The sequence below is a fragment of the Streptomyces sp. NPDC037083 genome (assembly GCF_055606485.1).
In genome coordinates, this window is record NZ_JBVJSQ010000025.1 from 3,144 (window position 1) to 21,791 (window position 18,648).

Consider the following 18,648-nt stretch of genomic DNA (forward strand, 5'->3'; position numbering starts at 1 on the left):
GATCTCTTCCCGCTCCCCTCCTCTGCACTTCCGCCTCCCCCTCCTCCCTCTTCTTTTCCTCTCTTCTTTTCCTCTCTTCTTTTCCTCTCTTCTTTTCCTCTCTTCTTTTCCTCTCTTCTTTTCCTCTCTTCTTTTATCTCTTTTTCTTCGCTTTTCCTCTTTACTCAACCCCTTCTCCCCTCCCCCTTCCATCCCTCCCCCCTCTCTGTCTCTCTCCCTCAGACCCTAGCCTCTCCTCTCACTACCACTCTCACTTCGCATCTGACTACTGACGTTGTGGGCGTGGGGTCTCCGATGGCGAAGTGACGACCTACCAGGTCAGAGCAATGTGAACTATGCTTGGGTCAGCAGAGGTTGAGCAGAGGAGCAAGCATGGATTCGAGCACGGTCGTGGATCCGGGCGGGAGTGATCACCGGGGCCGCAGTCAACCGCACCGACCTCAGAGGCGGCTGACGTCCCGTGACGTTGAGATCCTGACCTGGATGGGCCGCTGGCGAGCCGTTACGGCCCGCCAGGTGGCAAGGGAGTTCAACAAGCGTGACGGAAATCGTCGACTGGAGATATACGAACGTCGACTGAGGGCACTACATGAACTGGGACTGGTCGATCACGCGCGAATGCTCGCCGATTACCCTCGGGTCCATTGGCTGACGCGTGAAGGATTGCGGGCGGTGGAGCTGACCGGTTCGACCGGCGCTCCCAAGATTGCCGAACTGGAACACGATCTATCCGTGATCGATCTGGCTCACCACCTGGCGGAGAAACAGCCATCCCACGTGATCATGACTGAGCAGGAAATCCGAAGGACCGAGCCGAACCCCGCAGCTGGACCTGAAGCGCGACTGCGATCGGATATCGAGATGGGGGCAGGCCGGGGGACCGGCGGCCGCGCATTCCCAGATCTCGCATCCTTGGTAAACGAGTCGGATGTTTGGATTCACGAGCTAGAGCGCAGCCGAAAGAGCAGGCCGCGCCTGACACGGATCATGCTCTCCTACGCTTATGCCCCGCATATCACTGGAGTTGTCTACTGGGTTTATCCGCATCTCCTCGAAGGTGTGCGGGCCGCCGCCGCTGATGCGAACACCAGCGCGGAGAAGGCCGGCCGGGAACCACGTATTGTGGTGCGCCCATGGGAAAGACCGTGAAGGGGCATTTCCGGGTGCTGTGAGGGCTTCCGGCTCGCGGGCTTGAGGGCCCTGCACCCGCGGCTTCGTCTGTGCGGGGGGGGGGGCGGCGGTGTGCCAGCATGCCGTTGGTCTGCGGGCCGTTCCGGCCTGGTCGACCGCTTCCACAACCCGTCCGGTCACAACCATTGGCCGATCCATCGACCGGCCAGCGTCCCAGCCACGACCGGTTCTCCGGTTCCCCGCTCAGTGCGGCCAGGCGCGCCGGAGGGGACGTGCGGCGGGGACAGTCGGTCAGCCGGTCGATGGATCGGCCACGGCCGGTCGACGGAGAACCGGTCATGACCGGGTGACCGATCGATGCGCAACGGCCACCTGCCGCGCCTGCCGGTCACGTCGTCCAAGCTCTGCCACGCCCACCGGTCACATCGGTCAGGTGGTCTCGCGAAGCGCCGTTTAAATCGGTCACGCCGGCCATCCGCAGCTATCCGACCGAGCGTCGGCCAGCCGCACCGGCCGCCGTCGGTCAGGTCGGGCCACACTCCCTTCAGGTGTCCTGGCCGCAGTATCCGCAGCGCTGGTGGCGCGAGGAACCAGCGGTTGGGGAGGCCGCAGTAGGTACTTGTCGTAATGATGTGCCGGACTGTCGGTCTATCTGCGGCTTGTCGCTGCGTCCATCGGCCGGTCGTCAGTCACCGGCCATCGGCCACGGCCGCCTGGCCGGCAGCCACCCATGGCCGATGGCGGGATGTTCCTGTCGGTCATTCGCCGACTGAGGGCTGTCTGGCGGCCACCCGCGCCGGCCCCATGTACGGGAGCCGGTGCGGGTGGCCCAGCGGCCCATGGCCATCGGTGACCAGTCGCTGATCGTCTGTTTCGCCCGGGTGGTCACCGTGGCCGAAGGATCGGCCAGCGCCTAGCGCAGCGGCATGGGTCTCTGTTTCGCGTGAGACCGCGACCGGTCGAGGCGCAGGTTCTGGGACCGGATGGCGAGGTGTTTGTTTAGCCATGCGGGGATTCCCGGGCGGATCACGTTGGCCGCTGAGGTCGCCATGCCCGGGCGGCCTGGCCGGGCAAGGCGTTCCCCGTGCCGACAGCGTCGGTCTGTTGCCGCCTCCTTGGCTTGTGGTGCCGGAGGATGTCGGCTCGTCGTGGATGAATGCGACCTTCATCGCCGGTGTGACTGCCTCGCCGCCGCGCCCGGGTTCATCGCTGGGCGCGGCGCCTTCGGCTTCCGGCGGATGGTTACTGCTTGGGGGGCAGGGCGTGGTTGGTGATCTCCCCGATCTGGGTGATCTGGTCGGGCGAGAGGACCGGGCGCTGGCGCCGCAGGTGTGCGGCCAGCCGGTGGGCCTCGAGGATGATCACTCCGTCGAAGGCGAGTACGCCGCGGCGGCCGACCTTGGCTCCGTGTACGGCGATGACGGGCTGGATGTGGACCGGGATGCCGTCGAGGGGGCGGCTCAGGGCGGCAGTGGCCCGCTCTGCCTCCCACTTGGTTGTGGAGACCGTCTTGTTCTGCGCGTAGCGGCCGTACCAGAGGGTGGAGCCGTCGCGGCTGATGCTGACATGCGCGCCCTTGGCCTGCCAGTTCTTGGTGTCAATGTAGGCGATGCCCCAATGGCCGATGGCGAGGTGGTCGAGGTTGGCCCTGCTGCCGGGGATGGCCCGGTCATGAAGGACTATCGCTCCTCGGCGCGCCAAGGGGACGAGGGCTCGGGCCGTCTTGCGCTCGCCCTCGGCTCCCGCTCGCCAGGCGGTGACGTGGCGCGGGGCCGCCAGGGAGGTGCACCAGGCCACAATCACGGCGAGAGCGGTGACGTGGCCGTACAGCGGCACGCCGGTGGTCTGCCAGCCCACCCACCACTCCAGCAGTGCCGCTGCCACGATCACGAAGGGGAGCCCGCGCAGGAAGCGGCGGCGGGCGGTGGTCCGCCACGAGTGCAGACGTCGTTCGTACTCGTTTTGCGCGGACTGGCCGGCGCCGCTGCGCATGGCCATCTGTCCCCCTTCGGCTGTGTCTCAGGAGGCAGCGGGCTGCAGACGGGCGGCCCACTGCTCGGTGACCGTGATGATGACGAGTTCGGTGCCGACCAACCGCAGGACGCGCAGCACCTCGCCGCCCCACTGAGCGGCTGTCATGGGTGCGTGAGCGTGGGCGGGGTTGTTGGTCGGCTTGGCCAGTTGCTTCCAGCAGAAGTGGGCGTTCCGTGCGAGCCTGAGGGTTTCGGCTCGTGGGGCTTGCTGCTGATGGCGCCTTTCAGCGGCCTGAAGGTGAAGGACCATGCTGTTGTGCCAGTCACCCTGGCGCAGTGCCAGATACGCACGTGTCGAAAGGGTGTTGACGGTAAAGGGGTGGGCGGGGCCGTAGCCGTCTTCCAGTACTTCCTCGAGGTCTTGAGCCAGTACGCCGGCTGCGGGCAGGTCTCCCGCATCCTCTGCGGCCTTCACCTGGGCGAGCATCTGCTGGAAGTCGTAGGGCAGTGGTGTCAGCCAGTCGGCCGCCGGGGTGAGGGGGGTGACGGGCAGGGGGTCGCCGGTGGGCGGTGGGAGGTGGCTGATGGCCGGTTCCGGAGGGGGCGTATGCGTCTGCGGTACTGGCGGCGTCGGGTGACAGGCGTCGAGGGGAGTGACGGCTCCGTCGTAGTCGATGATCAGCGGCCACGCGCTGCCGTCAGGTTCCTTCGCTATGACCCGTACCGGGTGGCCCCTGCGGGCGGCTCGTTCTCGGATGTCGGCCAGAGCGGCTTCCCGGGCGTCCTGGCCAGGGAGCTTGTCGATGCGCTGGCCGTCGACGGTGACTTCCTCGTCGGCGCTGACCACGATGGTGTAGACGGGCCGCAGGGGGACCTGTTCCGGATTCGTTATGACTGGCATCAAGCTTTCCCAGGTCGTTCTACGAGCCGGTCGGGGTCGGTCCACGTGCCGGCGCACTGTCTTTGGATGGCGTCGATCGCTGCGCCGGCGCCATAGTGCAACATGGTCGCCGGTCGGTTGCTGTGGCGTGCCTCAGTGCTGGTGGTGTCGATCAATCGCTGAGCGTAGGGGGCAAGCTTGTCCAGCAGCGCGTTGGCGCGGTCGGCCGGCAGCGGCGCTATAGGCCAGCGGAAGCACCAGCAGACGGCGACCAGCCAGGGCGGCCCGTCAGCGAACTCGTCGGTCGCTCCGACGGCCAGTTTCCCGGTGGTCAGGTCCAAGGTGACGTAGCAGGCGCTCGTCTCCGGTTTCTCGGTGTGACCGTGGCACGTCCATGCCTGCGGGTCCCACTCGTTGAGGTACTGGCAGGCGACCTTTCTCTGCCTGTCTTGGGCATCCCCCATGCTGCCTCCCTTTCGGTTTCGTTGTGTGCCAGCCCGCCGGTGGCCTACCAGCTGTGGCTCAGCCCAGCCCGTTCACCCCCATATGGACTCGCGAGCGGCCGGGCCGTTGTTCAGCCGCCCTTCGGGAAGTAGGGCGGAGCCAAGCCGACGTACTTCGCGGCGTTGGCCAGCTGCTGGGCGTGCAGTCCGTTGGTCTGGTCGGTGCTCCTGCTACCGCTGCCGCCGTAATAGCCACAACAGGCATCGACGCTTTCCTTACTGCTTGTCCGTGTGCAGCCGGTCCGGGTCGGTCCATGTGGCGGCACAGCCTCTCTGGATGGCGTCGAGCGCGGGCCCGGCGCCGTAGTACAGAACCGTCCCGGCCGTTTACGGTCGGGCAGTTCGGTGCTGGTGGCGTCGATCAGGCGTTGAGCGTGGTTAGATCATCTCAAAAGGCACTGACATGCCACGTCTTATCCTCCCTTGGGGAAGTACGGGGGCGCCCAACCCTGGTACGTAGCACCCCATTTCGACTCAATGTCGGTGGCAGGGACGATCGAGATCCGGCCGGGCTCGCGGATGTCGTTGGACGCGATCTCGCCGTTACCGACGTAGATGGCGACGTGTCCGGCCCGGCTGTCGGTGCTCCAGTACATGAGGGCGCCCACCGGGGGGTTGCGGTCCCGGTTGTGCCTCATCCTGGAGGGCATTTCCCAATAGTGGTCTATCGCGTAGTTGGTACCGGAAAAGCTCCACCCGTTGGCGATTGCCACGAAGGCGAGGCACCTGCGGTACCACTCAGTGGAACCGCTGTCGGCCTCCCGCCGGGCCCAGGCCACAGCGTCAGCGGTGGACCGGGGGTTCTTCACCTCGGCGGGCCAGTTCGCATCACCGTCGTGGAATGCGGTGCCCGGCTTGGCGGGGGTGTCCTGCTGGTCCCCCTCGTTCTCGCACCGCTCGGTGGGTGCCCCACTCGGGGTGCCGGACGGGGCGGATGTGCCGCCTGACGGGGTGTCGGTCGGCTGGGTGCTCGCCTTGCCGGCGCGGGTGAGGTTGATTCCGGCTTCCTTGGCGATCCGACGAGCCTCGGACTCCTGGCCCGCATAGAGCGTGGGGGCTGCCGAGCGCTGTACCGCTTGGGCAGCGGCTCCCAGGTCTTTGGTGTCCCAGCCCTTTATGTCAGTGAGGCCCGGCGGATCGCCTCCGTCCCCCCCGAGGAAGAACATCCTGGCCGCATAGTGCACGTCCATGATCTGTCCTTTGCTGCCCCAGCCCGTGGACGGACGTTGCTGGAAAACACCAACGCTGTCCCTATCGCCGTGGTCCAGGTTCAGGAGAGTCGACTCCTGAAGGCCCGTCATCAAAGCGATGAGAGTTGCCCTGCCGGGGAGTTTGGCCTTTATCGCCTCCGAGTCGATGATCTTGGCGTTCTTGATCTGCTGTGCATGGAGTCCATCGGTGCTATCGGTGCCACCTCCATCGCTCTCGTCGTCGCTCTCGTATTGGGCATCGGGCAGTCCGGCGCCGCCGCAGGACGCGGCGGACGCCTGGGAGCTGCCGGAGATACCGCCGACGATCCCGAGTCCTATAAGGAAGGCGAAGAAGAGGAGACTCGCGGGAACAGCGAGCTTCAGTGCTGCCCCTCGACGCGCCACCCCCGTGGCCATCATGGCGGCCTGGCGCGAGTTCACGTCAGACCCCCAGCACCCTCGACACGCGCCACTCGTCGTCGTCGCGCGTCATCTCCGCCTGGAAGACATAGGTCTTGTCGTACTTCTTGTAGCCCTCGATGGCCGTCTTGACCGTGACCTCCCGCCAGACCCTGAGCGGGGTGTCGATGCCCAGCTTCTCGTCGGCCTTGCTCACGTCGACGGTGGTCACGGTCGACATCCCGCCGTTGGAGATCAGGTTGTTCCACAGGCTGTCTTCGTTGCCCGCCAGGTTCCGGGCCAGGGCCTCGGTCATCCAGGGTGCCGCACGCTCGACAACGGTCTCGTGCTCTTTGTCGACCGGCGGATTGCGGGTCATGTAGACCCGGGCCCAGCCCTCCGCGGTCTTCTCTGGCGAACTCAGGTCCACTGGCGGCACGGAGACCGAGGGCGAGGTGGACGCGCTCGGCGTGGTGCTGGGCGTCGTGCTGCCGCCGGCGGCAGGATCGGCAGCGGTCGAGCTCGGGGCGACGCTGACGGTGTCCTGCGATTTCTCGTCACCGAGAATCCACTTCGTGGCGCCGAACCCCACGACCAGGATCACAACGATGATCACGGCGGCACCGGCCGGGTTCATGGGCTCCTTGGCCCGCTCCTCCTCCAGCACCTGCTTGACCGTGGACTTGCGGTTCTGCTTCGCGTCGCGGCGGGCCTGGCGGCGGGCACGGCGCCGGTGACGGCGCTTGCCCTCCTCCTCTACCTCGGGGGGCTCGTACACCTCCCGCAGCAGCTCGCGGAACTCCGCCGGGCTACGCGGGCGCTTGTCGTCGCTGGTCATTTAGTTCCTCCCCCCGTTGCGGCGCGTCATGGTGGGCACGGCTAGACCGCGCCCGCTTCCGCGGGTGCGGGTACGGGTGCGGGCCTCTGGCCGGCTCGGGTTGGGTCCGGTGGACCCGCCGGGCCTGTTGGGTGTCGAGCGGACCACCTTGTGCGGGATCACCTTCGGTGCGGAGGAGCCGGTCTTCGGTCCCTGCCGGAAGGTGTAGCTGGCACCGCCGTTCTCGGTGCGCAGCGTCGGCGACGGGCGGCTGGCCGCTCCAGTGGCCGGGCGGTTCGCGTTGCCCGACGCGGGCTGGGTCGCCGACTGGGCGGAGGCGCTTCCGGCGGGCAGAGCCTGGCGGGGCACTGAACCCCCTACTTCCGCAGGGCGGCGGGTACCCGGGACGGCCGTGGCCGGGCCGTCGGCCACGGACCGGCCGCGGGCCGGGGCGGTGGACGAAGGCAGCTCGGGGCGGCTCGTAAGGGGACCAACTTCCCTGCGGCTGCTGCTGCCCGGCAGTGCGGCGCCCGCGCTCTGCCCGGAGGGCAGCGGCGGTATGGGGCGCCGGGAACCGGACAGTGCTCCGGGGGTACCGCCCGGCGGAAGCTGCGGAGTCGGGCGGCCGCTGTTGCCGCCTCCGCCGCCTCCGGGGCTGCGCCGGGGGAATCGGGGCATGCGGGGGAATCGCATGCTGCCGAGGCCTTGGCCGAGTGCCTTGGTCATGCCCCATCCGGCCTTGCCTGCAGCGCGGGCGGCCAGCAGTCCGCCGACGGCGGCGGCTGGGCTGGTCAGGCCGGTGACTCCGACGATCGATTCCAGGACGCCCCGGAACTTGAAGGCGACAACCGCGGTGGCGATGGAGATACCGGCGGCCGCTGCGTACCCGTACTCGCCCATCTGCTGGGTGGAGGCGGTGGTCACGACCAGGACGCCGCCGAGGGTCATCGTCGCGATGCCGCTCTGCAGCGTGTAGCCGAGAAGGAAGTCGAACCAGCGGGTGCCCCACATCCTGGGGCGGCCCGGGATGATCCAGAGGCAAGCGAAGATCACTCCGGACAGCAGCATCATGAGGGCGCCGATCAGTGACGCCAGGCTGGCGAACGCCAGCATCAGGACCAGGGCGGCGAAGAGCACGACACAGATCAACGCGGGGATGGCGACCATCATGCGGCCCACCGGATTGTGTCCGTCGACCCACGTGTTGCTGGCGCCGCCGATGTCGTCGCCGCCCGCGTGGTCGTCCAGCCACTCCTTGCGCTTGTCCCTGTCCATGCCCTGGTCCAGGAATTCCTTCCCCTTGTCCTTGCATGCCTCCAAGCTGCCGAACTCCACCACGCACCACGGCGTGACGACGTACGTCCGCCAGACCGCGTCGGACGACTTCCGCAGCATGTTGTCGCGCTCGTTGTTGCCGTACGTGGTCTTGTGACCGAGGTCGATGGGCTCCTTGGTGCCGTCTCCCAGGCCGGCGCTGGTTGCGTTCATGGCCACGCTGGAACCGACGTTGCGGACGGAGTCGATGCCGTTGACCCATGTCTGAGGCGACATCAGCAGGGAGATCGAAAAGACGGTGGACACGGCTACCCAGCCCAGCTGTGACAGGCTCGATCCGCTGGCCTTGCGGTGGTTGGCCCATGCCACCAGCGCGCCGATCACCATCGCGGACGGCAGCAGCGTCTCGGTGAGCGTCTTGGCGGCACCGCCCACCGAATCGGTGATGGCGCTTTCCAGCGGCGGGATCGTGGTGACGTTGAAGATCCACTGCACGATGGTGACTGCAGCCGAACCGACCACCGCGGTGAGCCCCATGCAGATGATGGCCGGGATCTCCAGCATCGGGTCCATGACGTCCCACATGCCGTAGTCATCAGTGGCCGTGTAGAGCAGCGGGTTGCCGTACTCCTCGTAGAGGGTGCCCTGCCCCTTGGTGTAGGGGATCGAGACCGAGGGGAGGAGGTCGCCAATACCGACCGGGGTGTAGTCCGCTGCCCATGCCGACTGCGCGGTCACCAGCAGTGTGACGTAGATCCCCAGGACCGGGATCAGGATGTTCCGCTTGCGGGGCAGACGGAAGTTCTGCAGTCGGATCAGCAGCTTCAGCACGCTGAACCGGTAGGTCTTGCGTTCAAGGCTGGTCACTGCGTCATCCCCTCGTCAGCGCGTCGCGGACGGGGTTGCCGTGGGTTTCGTCCGACTCCGCGATGTCCTCGGACTGGTCGATCAGCCAGGCGTCGCCCTGCCGGACGACGCGCAGGGCCTTGCGGCTAGTGGTGGTGGAGTCGGGCCAGGTGACGGTGTACTCGACGCGCACTCCCGTGCCGGCCGGGTGGTCACCTGCCGCGGGGACGTCTTGCGGCGCGCTGGCCTTGACCTCCCCTGTCTCCGCCCGATCAGGACCGCTGGCGCTCGGCGTGGACTTGCCGGGGACGATGGAGCCGTCCGCCCGACGCAGCGGCGGAAATTCGCTCTCGCTGTTGGTCGGCGTCGGTTCCGGGCTCGTGGTCTTCGGCTGGTTGTTGGCGACGCACTCCTTGACCGAGCCGTGCCGGTACCGCTCGGTGCGGAGCCCGCACGCCGTGGTCCAGTCCTCGTCGTTGACGGCGTTCTGGTACTTCTGGGCGGCCAGCACGGCGGCCTTCGTGGCGTCGGCGGCACTGTCTCCGCCGGTGCTGCCTTTCTCCCCGTCGTCCTTCGATGAGCATCCGGCGACGAGTACGGCGGCCGCCACGGCGGCGGCGACGGTCACGGCGCGCTTCATACCCCTACCCCCTGCGGTTCCTTGGTCAGATTGGTCCCACCGGTGTCGACCTTCGGCGTCGTGCTCAGCAGCTCCAGCAGCTCCAGCGACGGGACGTCGAACTGGACGGTGGCGGACTGGAACCTGCGGTCGCGCATGATCGCGTGACCGTGCCGGATCTCTTGGTCGTAGTCCACGCCGATGGCCTGGATCAGGGCCCGGGTGTGGTCGCCCACCGGCAGGTCGAGCAGGGCGGCGAGCGCGTCCTGTTGCTCAGCGCTCGTGAGCTGGAAACCGAACATGGTGGTGATCTGCTCTATCAAGCCGGTCAGCTTCGCCAGCGACTCCGGGTCCTGAGTGTCGATGACGAGAGCGGTCTGCAACGCGCGGCCGACTCGCGCGATGTACTGCAGGAAGGAACTGCCTTCGCGGGTCGCGGTCAGGACATGCACCTCGGGGACTGCGATCGCCTTTCGGAGGCCCCGCAGGTCCTTGCGGCCGGCCATCGAGATACCGAACGCGAGCATCGAGTGGACCAGGGCCACACTGAGCCGCTGGTGCACGGACCAGTCCTCGCGGTCGTCGTCCGGGGCGGGAAGCGAGATTCCGGGGATCTGCACCACCCAAATGCCGGGCTCGGGACGCATGAACGCGCTGCCGGACGGCTTGCCCATGAACGGGGCGCCGAGTCCCGTCTGCGCGAGTTCGTACAGCGCCTCTCCAGCCTCCTTCGCCAGGTCGTCGGAGGACTGCCGCAGGTACTCGATGACCTTCCACACCTGCGGGTCACCGGCGGCGATCACCTCGTTGACGGCCGACTGGATCGGCGTCTCGGCACCGCGCATCCGCAGGTGCTGAGGCAGGGCGATGCCCAGCTGAGCGGGGACCTCGGTCTGGGCCCGCTCGGCGCTCTCGCCGGTCAGAAGCGTGAACAGGTCGGCAACACCGGCGTACTGACTGCCCGTCTCGACCAGGTGCGCGTTCAGGCCGTACCGGCGGCCGGCGCCGACCAGGCCGCCCATGTCGCCCTTGAAGTCGAGTGCCAGGACGAAGCTGCCGCGGAACGCCGAGTCCAGCAAGCTCATCATCATCGCGGTCGTCTTGCCTCGGCCGGACCTGCCGATGAAAGCGGTGGTGGTCGCGTCGCCCCGCTGGCTGCCGCCGGTCAAGTCGTTGCGGACCAGCCCGGGGGTGGAGCCGGTGAGGTAGCCGATGACAGGGCCGGTGTCGTCTCCGACGCTGGCACCGCCCCAGAACCAGCTTCCGGCGAACGCGCCGACGGTGCGGATGTGGTTGAGGTCAGGGACGCGGACCTTGTCGCCGGGCAGCGTCTCCAGCCAAAGTTCCTTCTGCTCCTCGCTGGCGACGGACACCTCGATGCCGAGTCCGCCGAAGTGGGTGACCACGGCGTCGATCTTCGACCGAAGGTCGTCCAGCGAGACGTCGCTGGAGACGACCAGCCGGGGATGGTCCTCCATCAGGGTGACGTCCTCGCGCTTCATGTCTCGCGCGAGCTGGGTCATGGTCTCTTCGGTCTCGATGATGTCGGCTGCGGGCGTCCCGGCGGAGTGCTGGGCGGCCGAGTCGCCCTGTTCCTTGGCCAGGCGCCGGGTTTCCTCCGTGATCTTCAGTGCGTCGCGGCGGTGCAGCACCTTGAAGCGGACGCTGGGCTCCGGGTTGACGGGGAGGATCTGGACGTCAGGGTCGACGCCCTCCTCGTCGTACTCGGGGACGTACGTGATCTCGCTGACGGTCCGCAGCCACTCTCCCGGTCCGGGGCTCTCCATCTCTTCCGGGAAGCTGTCCATCGTCAGGACGCTGGTCCAGGACGCGACTTCACCGTGCGAGTCGATCACGCGTACGTGGTCCGGGTAGGGGACCACGCGACCGCGGGTGAGGGCGGCCAGCTTCGCACCGGAGATCACCCCTGCGGAATTGGCGCTGGGCAGTGCGGTGACCCGGTGCTGTTCACGAGCGATCATCCAAGCCAGGACCTCGACCGGTGCTGGCTTGGCCCGCCACGGTGTCGTCTCCAACTGTCGGCCCAGCCGTCGCGCGAGCGCGTCGAGCCGGGCAAGTTCACGCTGCGGAATGCCCGTCGACTTGATGCCGAGGGCATCCTGCAGACCGCTTCGGCCGCGGGCCTGGGCCTGGCCGGAACGCTCCTGGATACGCACACCCAGCAGCAACTGGCGGCTTGACAGAGCAAGATCGTTCAACCGCTCGATACGCGCGTCCGCCCACGACTGGAAGTCACCGGCGGTGAATAGTTCCTCTGCCTCCACGCGGTAGTCCTCCGCGTTGAGGGGGCTCCACAAAATCCGCAGGTGGCACTCGTGCCCTGCGAGGATGCGCGCGAGCGCACTGGACGCCTGGTCGTGCTCGGCGTCTCGCGCGCTCTCGGACATCAGGTCTGTGTTGCTGCTGGACAGGACGTACCACGCCTCCGCGTGAGTCTCCGTCACCACGACTCCGTCCGCCAGAGCCACGTAACGCGGCGGCGGTGCCGACCGGTCGCCCGCGACTCCGAGGAAACGCCCGACTGCCTTCGCGATCTTCATCCCCGTACCCCTCTTATTACTTCTTGCCGCCGGTGCGCTTTCGGGCCCGGTACACCACGTCTGGCCCGTACAACCGGGTCTTGGTGTCGAACGGAACGCTGCGGCCGGCGGTCGGCCTTGGCGCGTCCTTGCCGAGGGCGCTCTCGAAGACCCCCATGCCGGGAAGCTCTACAAACGCCTCGGCGCGCTCACCGAGGCGGGCCCGCATCGGCATCCACTCGTTGCGCTCTGCCGCGCGGCGGCCGCCGTTGATGACGGGCCGGTGTCCGACCGTCAGATAGCGCACCCACAGCGCCCACTGGGTGAGGTTCCACCTGCGTTCGTTTCTCCGGCTGCGCTGAGCGCCGTAGAACGTGACTACTGCCGGCGGCGCGAAGTACAGCGTGAACGTCAGCTGACTGGGCAGCCCGAACAGGGCCAGCAGAGTCCCGGTCCACAGTGCGTAGATCACTACGCCGGTCACGAGCATCCGGCGGGACGGGCCTTCGCCCAGGTCCATGCCGAAAATCTCGTGCTGGCGCGTTTCAAGATCGAAGTGGCGGGTGTAGGTGTGTCCGACCCGACTCACGCGCCCGCGACCTTGTTGAAGATCTCCACGAACATCGTCTTGGTGGTATCGGTGGCGAACACGAAGCCCGCCACCAGGATGCCGGTGATGACGTGGCCGATCAGCTCGCCCCACTCACGCTTCGCGTAATGGCCGATCGCCCGGACCACCAGAATGATCAGGAAGATGTTTCCGGCGATCAGGAAAACCCACGTCTTCAGGTCTGCACCAGAAGTCAACGCCAAGTTGACGCCCTCGGTCATGCCTCGTATCCCCTCGTTCGGTTCGTGCGGGCGGAGCTTCAGGACGCTCCGCCGTGAACTTCCGCCACCTGCCAGCGTTCGGCATCGGCCGAAGCAACCCGGGTCAGTTCGACCCGGTAGGTCTGCTCCAGCTCCGCGTCACCGATCTGCCAGCGGACGACGGCGGTACCAGTGCGGTCGCTCCCCTTGCCCTGGTCGACGTTCCAGCTCTGGACGTCCAGCAGCGTCATCCCGGCGGGCAGCGGCGGAACACTCGCACCCGGAGCGGTCACGCTGTCGGCCTCACCCTTGGCGTACTCCGTGAAGAACGTGTCCACAGTGCTCTGGGTCTGAGCGGACAACTGGACGTCGCTATCAGCCGCGTTCTGGTCGGTGACCGAAGGGCCGGAGGTGGGGACGCCCACGATGCCGGGCTCACCAGTGACGACGATCCGGCCGGAGGTGTAGAGAACTGGGACCTCAAGCCCGATCCACTTCTGCTCGGCCGGCTGGGTCTTCTTCTTGTCGCTCGCCTGGCCAGGAGTGTTGACCAGCACGTCCACGTGCACCCGCGCCCGCTGGTCGCCGAGTTCGTCCACCTTGCCCGGCTGGGCGATGAGTACGGACTGCTGCCCCTTCGCGTTCCAACCTGCGGAGGTGTCGATGCCCTTGGGCATGTCCCGCGCCAGGGCCTTGGTCCGCTCCTCCGGCTTCGCCTCGTCCCACGTCAGGTAGGAGTACGCAAAGCGGGCGGCAACCGACTGGGCGTCCTGCACAGGGTAGGTGGGGCCCTGCTGAACCTTCGGGGCCGGAGCGGGCGCGGGCTCGTTCGGCCAAAACCACGACCTGACGCCGGTGATCGCAGCCAGGGCGACTACCGACCACAGCGCGATCCGGCCTGCGGTGACCAGAGCCCTCGTGCCGCTCTTCTCCTCCTGGAGAGCCCAGGGCGTGACCGGGGTCCGTGTTTGCTTAGGTTCGGTCGCAGCCTTGGGCTCGCCGTGGCCGTGAAGCTCGGCCTGTGCCCGTTTGCCCGCGGCCACCCACTGCGCGGCACCGGCCAGTGATGTGGGCTGCTGCGGGGATGGTTCCGGTTGTTGCGGAGCTCTGGTGTCGTTGCGAGGCTCTGGCAGGTTGAGAACCTTCCACACAGCCGTCTTGAACGCACTCATCCCCAGATGACCTTCCCCCGTGATAGGCCCGAACAGTTCTGGACAGTACGCCGTCAACTACTGATCGTCAAAAGAGTTCGTTTCAGGGCGAGTAGAGTCCTGTGCCATGCGCACGGGGGCAAACGGATGGCGTCTACGGGGATGGCTTGTCACAGAGTTGCGGCAGGCACGTGGAATCCCCCAACAGGTGTTGGCAGATGAGGTGGGCTGCTCTCGCAGCACAGTTGCCATGTGGGAGACGAAGAACCAGCGACCCGGTCCACGGTACCTCCCCCGGTTGGCCAGACGTCTCGGCGTCTCCCCGCTCGATCTTGTCGAACTCGTAGACGGGGAGACGACGTTGCGGGTTCTGCGGCGACTCCTGGGCTTCACTCAGACGCAGGTAGCACAGGCCCTGAAGGTCGCGGTCAGCACCTATTGCGATGTCGAGAGAGGACGCCAGGCTCTCCCCGACAGATGGGTGCCCGCACTGGAAGCTCTCTTCAATACCGATGAACGGACCGTTAGAAACAGCGCCCCATTCAAGAAGCCGAAGAATAGATAGCCCTTTGTCGACAAACCCACAGAATGCAAGACGGTAGCGCCGCTAGCCCGATTGGCTACTTAAATGCACTTTGCGATGGAAAGGGTTTTTTTGAGGGGCAAGGCGAGTCGATTCCGCTTCTTTTCCCGCGTACCCCAGGGCACACCCGCCAGCGAGGCCGTGACCAGGACGAAGGCACACGCCAAGAGCACAACAAGGCCCGGAGTCGCGGCGTTGACCGCATGCCGGGGCTTTAGTCGGCGTTGGTACCGGCAGGAGGGTTCACCACTTCATCTGCCACCGAGCAGGTCAGCCGCTGACTGACCGGAGGTGAGCCCGGCCGTGGAACCGCTGGTCTTCGCTGCGGTACTCGAGGGCCTTATCGAGTCGCCGCTGCCCGGTTCGAGGAGATACGCCAAGGCGCCGGGCGACCTCCGCGCCGGAGAGCTTCTCCCCCGCTTCCTCCGCCTCATCAAGCCAGCCGACGATGCTGACGATCTGCTGATGGATGGGGTCTGAGCTGGGCTCCTGAGCCTGTTGCTGAGGCATCGCCTGCTGGTCGACCACCTCGTCCTCGGTCATGACCGTACCGCTTGGCACAAGTTCAGCGGAGGACTGCTCCTGGGGCGTCGGATCATCGGTCGGCCAGGAGTTCTCCACGGCCAGCAGACCAGGCGCTCGCGAAGGTTCCGCGGCCGACCCGGACGGCATGGCGTCTACAGCCGACGCTTCTTCCATACCCCCTTGGTCCATGGGTTGTCGGGCGGCGTGGTCCTGGGCGGTGGGCTGAGCGCTGCTCAGCTCGGTCGTCTGAGTCTCGGCCCCTTCCAGGAAGCCTGCGCCAGCCATGTCGGCCCTTGTCGTCTCCGCGGTCGCCTGAGCGTCAGTGCCGCGGGCGTACAACTGACGGAACTGTTGCAGTATGGGACGGAGCTGCTCCTCGACGACGGGCCCCCCGGTCAGTGGATCGGCCACCCCGTACGCATCCAGCAGGAACAACCCCAGTTGCCGGGCGTTGGGGAGCACGCCGTACTGGACGCCGTAGACGTGGATGGCTTGGACGCACTGTTCCTCGCTCACCTGTACGGCTGTTTGCTCCACAGCGGGCTCCAGCTGCTGTACCGCGTCCTGATAGTGGCCGAGCGGGGCAGCGGCGTCCTCTGTGGTGTCGGGCACTCCCTGGTGGTCGCCGGACTGTGAAGTCTCGACCGCCGATTCATCAATGCGTGTCGCGCCGACGGAGATGTCCAGACCGGCATCCTCAAGGACATGTGGTGCCGTCTCGGCGAGGGGAATGCCGTACCGGGCAAGGCGCAAGGGCAGTACTGCTTCAATCGGAGCCTTGCGGCGCCATGCCCGGCCGTACTCTGCCCGCAGCTGGGACTCGTAGACGAGACGGTGCTGTTCGAGCCTGATGGCTTCCTCATAGTTACGGATCTCCCACAGCTTCATACGGCGCCACAGCAGGAACGTCGGGAGGGGAGACAGCAGCCAGCGGGTGAGGCGTACACCTTCCATGTGCTTGTCTGCGGTGATGTCCGCGATTCTGCCGATCGCATGGCGGGCGGCCTCGACCGCGATGATGAAGAGGATCGGTATGACGGCGTGCATCCCCACGCCGAGTGCGTCGGGCCAGGCGGCGGCGCCGTTGAAGGCGATCGTGGCGGTGGTAAGTAGCCAGGCGGTCTGACGGAGCAGCGGGAAGGGGATGCGGATCCACGTCAGCAGGAGGTCGAGTGCCAGCAGGACACAGATGCCGGCGTCCACGCCGATGGGAAAGACCAGGGAGAAGGCCCCGAAGCCCTTCTTCTCGGCAAGTTCACGGACAGCCGCGTAGGAGCCGACGAAGCCGATCCCGGCGATGATCAGCGCTCCGCAGACCACTATGCCGATCAGAATGCGGTGGGCCCGGCTGTATGCAACCGGTGCCGTCCCCCGTATGTCCCCCGTCACTTGCTGGTCCTTCCTTCTTCTGACGCGCGGTCACGATCTCTTCAGCCTCTCATGGCGCTGCGGCCCGGTAGCGGGCCATTTGCCTGCAGCCAGGGACGGAGGCTGTCAGGAACACCGGGGGGGGGTGGCTTTGTCGAGCAGTAGTGACGTCACTTGTCGACGGGTTTGGGAGGCGCCCAGAACCACGGTCGGGTGATGTTGATGAGTTTGGGAGGCACTGTCTCCAGAACCGGTCGACAAACGCTGTTCCTAGAGATCAACGAATTCAGGGACCCGTGAAGCGCCGGGCGGACACAGCATCGAGGTCCGCTCGACCAGACCCGAGGACCGCCAGGTCAGGTCCGGCGGCCCTCGGGTCTGGTGGCGGGTCACAAAGCGGGCGGTGCGCAGCGCGGCAAGCTCAGCGCGCGAGGAGCGCTCCTTCACGAGCACCGCGCAGCTGCCTGTCCGCCACACCCACGCGTCGCCCTCAATGAAGGGGCGGACAGACCAGCGGCTGGACCTCGCGCGCCTTGAGGCGGGCGAGGTCCAGCGCAGCGGCCGGTTCGGGTGGAAGCGATCCGGCACTGGCGGCGGTACCGAGGATCAGTTCGATCCCACCCGGTGAACCGAAAGTACGGCTCGGACTGTCCGCCAAGGCCACCCAGCCGCACACCTCGCCGCCAGGGACCTGGACAAGCAGTCGTGGCGCTCGCCGACGGGGTATATGCGGGACGTCCTCGGCTCGGATCAGTCGGTACCGCTTGCCGTCATCGGCCAGGTTGGTGGCCACCCACACTTCGGCCACTGCTTGACCCCCTAACGGCCGTCGGGAGCCCTGATCAGGTCCGCCAGAGGGTGACACGCTTTGAGTTCGGTGACGCGAGGCTGCTCCGGGAGGAGACTCAGCTCTTACTTGTCGAACTCGTGCCAGGACCCGCACTTCGTGGGCTTGTGGCCGGTCTTGTACACGCAGACCCTCATCTTGAAGCGCACCCCCGCGTAGAGGGTCGGGGTTTTCCAGCTGCCCCCGTTGTTGGCCACCTTGTCCGTGACGTCGACGACGAAGTAGCCGTGTTTGGCGGTGCGGACCTGGGTGATCGCGCTATAGCCGTCTTTCTTGATGTCGTTCGCGTAGACCCGGCCGGTCAGGGAGTTGTAGAAACCCTCGGCTCGCTTGCCGGGGGAGGTCCACCAGCCGGAGCTGTTCGCAGAGGCGGGCGTGGCGGCCAGGCCGGTGAGGAGGGCGAGACTCAGGGTTCCTACGACCGCGCCGGCACGGACGCGCGGGCTCTTGATCAGTTGTGGCATGCGGTGTCCTCCGGGATGCACGTGTGGACGTCCTCCGCCGCGGTGTGAAGCAGGTCGTCCCTGATCCAGCCGGTCTTGCCCTTGGCCGTGCCCGTGGTCATCTTGACCTTGGTCCATCCATAGCCGCCCTTGTAGTCGTAGTCCTTCTCCGAGCACTTGTTGCCCTTGTAGGCGACACCCACCGCGGTGGAGCTGGAGGAGGCCTTGGACCGGATGTTGGCCGACGAGGCCGTGACGTAGCAGCCCTTCGCGGCGGCCTCGGCCGTGCCCGCGGCGACCACCAGGCCGGATCCCGCAAGAGCGGCGGTCAGCGACAGGGCTGTTATGGCTTTGCGTATCTGCATGTCTTCCCCGTAGTTACCGGCATCCTCGCGAATGCCCTTTGCGAATGAAACCAGAAGGAAGTCAATTGAGTTCGGCAGAGACGTGTCAACTTTTTTCGCACCGCGCAATGAGCAGCCGTTCCCCTTTTTCCGCCTCGCGCAATGCTGCAGATAGGATAATCTCTTTCCTTGGTCTTTTTCGCGTCACGAAACGTCTGCATTGCGCATCACGCAATGACAACCCAGAGAGGCCCGCTTTGACCTGATATGAATATGGGGAGCCTTTTCGCCTGGCGCATGTAGAGTGGCCCAAGCGGTTCAGTACTCCCCCAAGGGGGTTGCGGGGCCGAGGGGTTGGAGGACATGTACCACCGGCCACGAGAGCTGTATGGGCCATTCGGTCC

At 66.5% G+C, this 18,648-nt stretch carries 17 protein-coding genes and 1 pseudogene; 3 read left to right on the plus strand and 15 right to left on the minus strand.

Translation table 11 applies throughout. The annotated features are described in order from the left end of the window. A partial coding sequence (locus tag ACZ7DE_RS39255; RefSeq protein WP_470769182.1) for a hypothetical protein occupies positions 1–192 on the minus strand: 192 nt, incomplete at its 3' end. A 180-nt stretch (positions 193–372) separates the two neighbouring features. On the opposite strand from ACZ7DE_RS39255, the gene ACZ7DE_RS39260 reads away from it, so the two are divergent. Beyond that, positions 373–1,149: a replication-relaxation family protein gene (locus ACZ7DE_RS39260; protein ID WP_470769184.1), complete on the plus strand. Its 777-nt coding sequence runs from the start codon at positions 373–375 to the stop codon at positions 1,147–1,149. A 1,224-nt stretch (positions 1,150–2,373) separates the two neighbouring features. Here ACZ7DE_RS39260 and ACZ7DE_RS39265 read toward each other — a convergent pair. The 11 genes from ACZ7DE_RS39265 to ACZ7DE_RS39315 form a co-directional block, all read right to left on the minus strand. Beyond that, complete coding sequence (locus ACZ7DE_RS39265) at positions 2,374–3,129, minus strand: nuclease-related domain-containing protein (protein WP_470769185.1); 756 nt, start codon at positions 3,127–3,129, stop codon at positions 2,374–2,376. 21 nt (positions 3,130–3,150) lie between these two features. Continuing rightward, on the minus strand, positions 3,151–4,005 hold the full coding sequence (locus ACZ7DE_RS39270) for a hypothetical protein (protein WP_470769187.1): 855 nt from the start codon (positions 4,003–4,005) through the stop codon (positions 3,151–3,153). Then, positions 4,005–4,448 (minus strand): hypothetical protein, encoded by a 444-nt coding sequence (locus ACZ7DE_RS39275; protein ID WP_470769188.1) that lies wholly within the window; start codon positions 4,446–4,448, stop codon positions 4,005–4,007. Before ACZ7DE_RS39275 ends, ACZ7DE_RS39270 begins: the two co-directional genes overlap by 1 nt. Before the next feature lie 452 nt (positions 4,449–4,900). Further along, complete coding sequence (locus ACZ7DE_RS39280; protein ID WP_470769190.1) at positions 4,901–6,118, minus strand: C40 family peptidase; 1,218 nt, start codon at positions 6,116–6,118, stop codon at positions 4,901–4,903. 1 nt (position 6,119) lies between these two features. Further along, on the minus strand, positions 6,120–6,914 hold the full coding sequence (locus ACZ7DE_RS39285; protein WP_470769192.1) for a hypothetical protein: 795 nt from the start codon (positions 6,912–6,914) through the stop codon (positions 6,120–6,122). Beyond that, on the minus strand, positions 6,915–9,035 hold the full coding sequence (locus ACZ7DE_RS39290) for a hypothetical protein (protein ID WP_470769194.1): 2,121 nt from the start codon (positions 9,033–9,035) through the stop codon (positions 6,915–6,917). Positions 9,036–9,039: 4 nt separating this feature from the next. Beyond that, on the minus strand, positions 9,040–9,654 hold the full coding sequence (locus ACZ7DE_RS39295) for a hypothetical protein (protein ID WP_470769195.1): 615 nt from the start codon (positions 9,652–9,654) through the stop codon (positions 9,040–9,042). After that, positions 9,651–12,098 (minus strand): ATP-binding protein, encoded by a 2,448-nt coding sequence (locus ACZ7DE_RS39300; RefSeq protein WP_470769196.1) that lies wholly within the window; start codon positions 12,096–12,098, stop codon positions 9,651–9,653. The genes ACZ7DE_RS39295 and ACZ7DE_RS39300 overlap by 4 nt, the downstream gene beginning before the upstream one ends. A 112-nt stretch (positions 12,099–12,210) precedes the next feature. Next, positions 12,211–12,762: a hypothetical protein gene (locus tag ACZ7DE_RS39305; protein ID WP_470769197.1), complete on the minus strand. Its 552-nt coding sequence runs from the start codon at positions 12,760–12,762 to the stop codon at positions 12,211–12,213. Continuing rightward, a complete protein-coding gene (locus ACZ7DE_RS39310; protein ID WP_470769198.1) occupies positions 12,759–13,004 on the minus strand; it encodes a hypothetical protein in 246 nt (81 codons plus the stop codon). Before ACZ7DE_RS39310 ends, ACZ7DE_RS39305 begins: the two co-directional genes overlap by 4 nt. A gap of 38 nt (positions 13,005–13,042) precedes the next feature. Next, the gene (locus ACZ7DE_RS39315) at positions 13,043–14,212 is read right to left on the minus strand and encodes a conjugal transfer protein (RefSeq protein ID WP_470769199.1); all 1,170 of its coding nucleotides are present in this window, start codon (positions 14,210–14,212) and stop codon (positions 13,043–13,045) included. A 94-nt stretch (positions 14,213–14,306) separates the two neighbouring features. Here ACZ7DE_RS39315 and ACZ7DE_RS39320 point away from each other — a divergent pair. Then, positions 14,307–14,456: pseudogene (locus ACZ7DE_RS39320) on the plus strand (helix-turn-helix domain-containing protein); the annotation flags it as partial. Between the two features lie 39 nt (positions 14,457–14,495). Beyond that, positions 14,496–14,699, plus strand: coding sequence for a helix-turn-helix domain-containing protein (locus ACZ7DE_RS39325; RefSeq protein WP_470769226.1), 204 nt, complete (start codon positions 14,496–14,498; stop codon positions 14,697–14,699). A 288-nt stretch (positions 14,700–14,987) separates the two neighbouring features. On the opposite strand, the gene ACZ7DE_RS39330 is transcribed toward ACZ7DE_RS39325, so the two are convergent. The 3 genes from ACZ7DE_RS39330 to ACZ7DE_RS39340 all read right to left on the minus strand — a co-directional run bounded on the left by ACZ7DE_RS39330 (position 14,988) and on the right by ACZ7DE_RS39340 (position 18,265). Further along, positions 14,988–16,631: a DUF2637 domain-containing protein gene (locus ACZ7DE_RS39330; protein WP_470769200.1), complete on the minus strand. Its 1,644-nt coding sequence runs from the start codon at positions 16,629–16,631 to the stop codon at positions 14,988–14,990. 891 nt (positions 16,632–17,522) lie between these two features. Then, a complete protein-coding gene (locus ACZ7DE_RS39335; protein ID WP_470769201.1) occupies positions 17,523–17,921 on the minus strand; it encodes a hypothetical protein in 399 nt (132 codons plus the stop codon). Further along, on the minus strand, positions 17,909–18,265 hold the full coding sequence (locus tag ACZ7DE_RS39340) for an SH3 domain-containing protein (protein WP_470769202.1): 357 nt from the start codon (positions 18,263–18,265) through the stop codon (positions 17,909–17,911). The genes ACZ7DE_RS39335 and ACZ7DE_RS39340 overlap by 13 nt, the downstream gene beginning before the upstream one ends. Between the last annotated feature and the right edge of the window lie 383 nt (positions 18,266–18,648).

What these genes read in the sequence shown, in the direction of transcription:
- ACZ7DE_RS39265 (WP_470769185.1), bottom strand. Translation starts at nt 3,129, where the DNA reads ATGGCCATGCGCAGCGGCGCCGGCCAGTCCGCGCAAAACGAGTACGAA.
- ACZ7DE_RS39270 (WP_470769187.1), bottom strand. Translation starts at nt 4,005, where the DNA reads ATGCCAGTCATAACGAATCCGGAACAGGTCCCCCTGCGGCCCGTCTAC.
- ACZ7DE_RS39340 (WP_470769202.1), bottom strand. Translation starts at nt 18,265, where the DNA reads ATGCAGATACGCAAAGCCATAACAGCCCTGTCGCTGACCGCCGCTCTT.
- ACZ7DE_RS39260 (WP_470769184.1), top strand. Translation starts at nt 373, where the DNA reads ATGGATTCGAGCACGGTCGTGGATCCGGGCGGGAGTGATCACCGGGGC.
- ACZ7DE_RS39335 (WP_470769201.1), bottom strand. Translation starts at nt 17,921, where the DNA reads ATGCCACAACTGATCAAGAGCCCGCGCGTCCGTGCCGGCGCGGTCGTA.
- ACZ7DE_RS39295 (WP_470769195.1), bottom strand. Translation starts at nt 9,654, where the DNA reads ATGAAGCGCGCCGTGACCGTCGCCGCCGCCGTGGCGGCCGCCGTACTC.
- ACZ7DE_RS39275 (WP_470769188.1), bottom strand. Translation starts at nt 4,448, where the DNA reads ATGGGGGATGCCCAAGACAGGCAGAGAAAGGTCGCCTGCCAGTACCTC.
- ACZ7DE_RS39310 (WP_470769198.1), bottom strand. Translation starts at nt 13,004, where the DNA reads ATGACCGAGGGCGTCAACTTGGCGTTGACTTCTGGTGCAGACCTGAAG.
- ACZ7DE_RS39285 (WP_470769192.1), bottom strand. Translation starts at nt 6,914, where the DNA reads ATGACCAGCGACGACAAGCGCCCGCGTAGCCCGGCGGAGTTCCGCGAG.